Raw genomic sequence first — 4,328 nt, 5'->3', positions numbered from 1 at the left:
TTAGCCGCTTTGGCATTCTGAATGATAGCCCGAAGACGACCATTCGTATCCGGGTCGGGCCCGCCACTTTTAACGGCCATTACAATATCCTTTCCGATACGAGTGAAGGTCTTGGCCATCTGCCCCCACCGCTTCATTTTCCGCGCTTTTCGGTATTCAAACGCTCTTCCCATTGGTAAAAAGAATAATGGAAGTTGTAAAATGTAAACTAAATAACGTACTGCATGACACCAGCCGTTGTTCGTTATGCATTTACGATCTCCTGTTGATTAAAAATATCTACGTCGACCTGCCCACGTAACAGATCTTCAAACGTCTCTCGTTGACGAATCAGATGCGGTTTACCATCATATACCAGCACTTCTGCAGGCCGTAAACGAGCATTGTAATTTGACGACATGCTGAACCCGTAGGCTCCGGCATTTTCAAAAGACAGTACGTCTTCTGGTCTAACTTCGGGCAATGAACGATCAGTAGCGAATGTATCCGTCTCACAGATGTAGCCTACTACGTTGTACGTTTTCTCTTCTCCGCCCGGATTCGAGATGTTTTTGATGTCATGATAAGAGTCATACATCATTGGGCGAATCAGGTGATTCAAGCCGGAATCTACTGCCACAAACGTTCTTGTCGGATTTTCTTTAACGATATTGGTTTTGACCAGTAAATGCCCGCTCTCGCTCACCAGAAATTTGCCTGGCTCAAACCACAGTTCAAGATCACGTCCATACTGCTGACAAAATTTCAGAAAAGCGGCCGATACCTGCTTCCCTAGCTCAGCAACATCCGTAACATGATCGCCTTCTTTATAGGCCACTTTAAATCCGCTACCAAAATCAATGAACGTCAGGTCAGGGTAATCGCTGGCCAGTTCAAACAGTACGTCGGCGCCTTTCAAAAAAGCGTTGGCATTCTTGAAGTCTGAACCCGTATGGATGTGTAATCCGGTGACCGAAATCTGATACCGATCTACAATCGACTTTATATCAGATCGCTGAAGAATCGAAATGCCAAATTTGGAGTCGGCATGGCCTGTCGAAATTTTGATGTTTCCCCCTTCGCTAATGTGTGGGTTAATACGGATACTGACCGGTACGCGATCGCCATAGTTTTGCCCTACCCACTCAAGTAAAGACAGGCTATCAACATTCAGTTGCAGCCCCATGTCGATGGCTTCGCGAATTTCGTCGAATGATACGCCACTAGGTGTGAACATAATCTGGCGTGGTTCAAAACCAGCCAGTACACCAATACGTGCTTCATTGACCGAAACCGAATCCATTTCAACCCCCTGCTGCCGCATCAATTTTAGAATTGATACGTTTGTCAGCGCTTTTGCTGCGTATTTTATTCGTAGATTAACCCCAGCGAAGGCCGCCCGAAGCAAGCCAATTTTTTCAATAATTTTGTCGGCGTCGTACACGTAGAGAGGTAAACCGAATTCATCGGCAATCGTCAGTACGTCAACACCCTGAATTGTGTATCGTTGGTTCGAGAGTTGCATATTTTCAGTAAACGAGCCGCAAAATTACGCCATCTTGCCCCATGTACAAAATTCATCTGCTACTGTTATTGCTCACGTTATCAGTATCGTTCCATCTTTTTGGTCAACAGTATTTTCAATCTGAGGAACTGCTACCTACTTCTCTGACAAACGAAGTACAAACCAGTCAGAAAACGGTTTTTACCGACCACCTGCTCGCCGACAAGGTGGAACCCGACCAAAAGTACGACGTATTAATCGAGGGCCAGAAGGTGAGCCAGCCCTCCCCGACCCGGTCTCAGACCCAAAGCCTGTAGCCACAGCGGACCGTCCCACCGACGTTACTATTCGTCGTCGGAAACTCCGCTTACGCCAACGAACCTAGAGCTAACGCAGCACCCAACTTTAGACTATTCGAACGTAACATTTAACATCTATGACCATACAGGAATTTCCTGATCACGAATCACTATCTCAGTACACCGCTGAGCACATTGCAGCCATCATTAATCAAAAACCCGATGCATTACTTTGCCTGGCCTCAGGCGATACGCCTATCGAAACGTATCATCGATTTGTCGCCCTGGTTAAAGATGAGCGTGTCGACGTCAGCCGCTGTACGTTTGTGGGGCTGGATGAATGGGTTGGTTTTGGCCCTGAAGATGCGGGTAGCTGTTCTTACTACGTATTTAGGGATTTATTCACTCCGTTAAATCTGCGTCCGAATCAAATCTACGTATTCGACGCTAAAGCCGACGACCTTGACGCAGAATGTGCACGTATTGATACGTTGATCGATTCGCATGGCGGACTGGACCTGTTGCTCGTTGGCATGGGAATGAATGGTCATATTGCCCTCAACGAACCCGGAACTCCATTCACTTTAGGCTGTCATGTGTCTGAGTTGGCGGAAAGTACCAAAACGGTCGGTCAGAAATACTTTACTCAGGAGACACCGCTTACTAAAGGCATTACGTTAGGGCTGCGTCACCTCACCGAAGCGCATGACGTGATCCTGTTAGTTAGCGGAGCGAAGAAAGCCCCTACGTTACGCGATGCACTCAAAGGTCCTGTTACCGAGCAGGTTCCGGCGAGCATTATTCAGAATCGACCGAACGTCCAGGTGTGGATCGACAAAGCGGCTGGAAGCTTATTAACCTAAATAATCGCTTTTCACTATGTCATTCATTGGCATTGTTCGCCATTCGTCGTATGTTCCGTGATGAATGACAACCTATGACATTAAATGACTCCCAGCCCTATCTCTGCTACGTCTCGCCGGACGGAAATCCTGGCGGGCATTTCAACTTTTCTGGCAACGATGTACATCATCGTTGTCAATCCAGCGATTCTGAGCCAGTCGGGTTTGCCATTTAGCGGAGTCGTCACGGCAACCGTACTGCTTTCCTTCTTTTGCAGTTTGATGATGGGGCTTTACGCCCGTAACCCGATTGTTGTGGCCCCAGGAATGGGAATGAACGCGTTCTTTACGTTTACCGCTGTGAAGAGCATGGGTATTCGTCCGGAAGTAGCGTTGGGAGCTGTTTTTTGGGCCGGAATCCTGTTTCTGTTAATGTCCTTACTCAACCTTCGCTCGGCTCTTGTCAGAGTAATTCCACTCCCAATCCGTTATGCTGTTTCGGCAGGAATTGGCCTGTTTATTACCTTGATCGGTTTTGAGAATGCAAAATTCATCGTTGCCAATCCAGCTACGTTGATCAGCATTGCTTCCTTTAACGATCCAATTATTCTGACGTTTGTTTTCGGCTTACTCCTCACGGGCATATTGGTTGTACGCGACGTACCGGGTGCAATTATCATCGGCATAGTGCTCACTACGTTAGCTGCCTGGCCGATTGGCCGTTATTGGGGAGATGCTTCGGCCGTTAACTTCGGCCAGAAAACGCTGGTCAATTTTCAGGGGATTCTGGCAGCCCCGGACTTTTCGCTACTTGGAAAATTAGACTTAGTCGGATCATTATCCTGGTCGCTATGGCCAGTTATTTTTGCGTTTGCCTTTACTGACCTGTTCGATAGTGTGTCTACATTTGTGGGCGTGGCCGAAGCGGGTAACTTGCAGGATGCCAATGGACAGCCCCGCAATTTGAACCAATCCTTACTGACCGATGCTGTAGCAACAACGTTGGCGGGAATATTCGGCACTAGTCCCGGAACAGCCTATATCGAATCGGCAGTGGGCATCGCCCAGGGCGGACGTACTGGTTTGACTGCGATTGTGGCGGGTTGCTGCTTTCTTCCCTTTCTCTTTTTATCGCCTTTATTGTCGATCATTCCGTCCATTGCCACAGCGCCAGCGCTAGTACTGGTCGGCGCCTTTATGATGAAGCCCATTATACGTATCGACTGGGGTCAGTTAGACGACGCATTACCGGCTTTTCTATCGCTCGTACTGATTCCCTTCAGCTATTCCATTACACAGGGATTGATCTGGGGATTTCTATCGTGGACAGTTATAAAAATCGCTGTGGGAAAACGCAATGAAGTCCCCATCGGTCTTTTGATCATTGACATTTTTTGTATCCTGGCGCTAACTGCCGGGCATTAATCCCAAATTACCTTCATCAGAACTATGAGAAAATTATCCGTTGCTTTATTCATTGTTAATCTATTATTTCTGCATTCCTTCACCTTCGCTCAACGCTATAAACCCCGGCCTGTTACAGGCTTATTAGGGGCTTTTGGGGCCGAAGTGGCACTAGTAAAAGAAAATCTAAAAAAGGCGAAAACCGTTGTTATTGACGGCGTTACGTTCACGTGCGGACGTATCAACAAACAGCGGGTTGTCGTAGCCGAAACAGGAATTGGCAAGGTTAACGCCGCCATG

4 protein-coding genes and 2 pseudogenes are annotated in these 4,328 nt (G+C 47.5%); 4 read left to right on the top strand and 2 right to left on the bottom strand.

The window, feature by feature from the left end; translation table 11 throughout:
- A pseudogene (locus ACOJS8_RS16935) lies at positions 1-173 on the bottom strand (YebC/PmpR family DNA-binding transcriptional regulator); the annotation flags it as partial.
- A gap of 71 nt (positions 174-244) precedes the next feature.
- Positions 245-1,504: a diaminopimelate decarboxylase gene (gene lysA / locus ACOJS8_RS16930; protein ID WP_420149727.1), complete on the bottom strand. Its 1,260-nt coding sequence runs from the start codon at positions 1,502-1,504 to the stop codon at positions 245-247.
- A 41-nt stretch (positions 1,505-1,545) separates the two neighbouring features.
- Here lysA and ACOJS8_RS16925 point away from each other — a divergent pair, with 41 nt between their 5' ends.
- The 4 genes and pseudogenes from ACOJS8_RS16925 to ACOJS8_RS16910 form a co-directional block, all read left to right on the top strand.
- Complete coding sequence (locus ACOJS8_RS16925) at positions 1,546-1,800, top strand: hypothetical protein (RefSeq protein WP_420149726.1); 255 nt, start codon at positions 1,546-1,548, stop codon at positions 1,798-1,800.
- Between the two features lie 119 nt (positions 1,801-1,919).
- Positions 1,920-2,645 (top strand): 6-phosphogluconolactonase, encoded by a 726-nt coding sequence (locus ACOJS8_RS16920; RefSeq protein ID WP_420149725.1) that lies wholly within the window; start codon positions 1,920-1,922, stop codon positions 2,643-2,645.
- Positions 2,646-2,729: 84 nt separating this feature from the next.
- A complete protein-coding gene (locus ACOJS8_RS16915) occupies positions 2,730-4,049 on the top strand; it encodes an NCS2 family permease (protein ID WP_420149724.1) in 1,320 nt (439 codons plus the stop codon).
- A gap of 24 nt (positions 4,050-4,073) precedes the next feature.
- Positions 4,074-4,328: pseudogene (locus tag ACOJS8_RS16910) on the top strand (5'-methylthioadenosine/adenosylhomocysteine nucleosidase); the annotation flags it as partial.

Source organism: Spirosoma sp., from assembly GCF_048594605.1.
Taxonomy (GTDB): domain Bacteria; phylum Bacteroidota; class Bacteroidia; order Cytophagales; family Spirosomataceae; genus Spirosoma.
Note: the sequence above shows the minus strand (reverse complement) of the source record. Positions and strands in the feature narration are given on the sequence as shown.

Coding starts and splice junctions, on each gene's coding strand:
- ACOJS8_RS16920 (WP_420149725.1), top strand. CDS start 1,920: ATGACCATACAGGAATTTCCTGATCACGAATCACTATCTCAGTACACC.
- ACOJS8_RS16925 (WP_420149726.1), top strand. CDS start 1,546: ATGTACAAAATTCATCTGCTACTGTTATTGCTCACGTTATCAGTATCG.
- ACOJS8_RS16915 (WP_420149724.1), top strand. CDS start 2,730: ATGACTCCCAGCCCTATCTCTGCTACGTCTCGCCGGACGGAAATCCTG.
- lysA (WP_420149727.1), bottom strand. CDS start 1,504: ATGCAACTCTCGAACCAACGATACACAATTCAGGGTGTTGACGTACTG.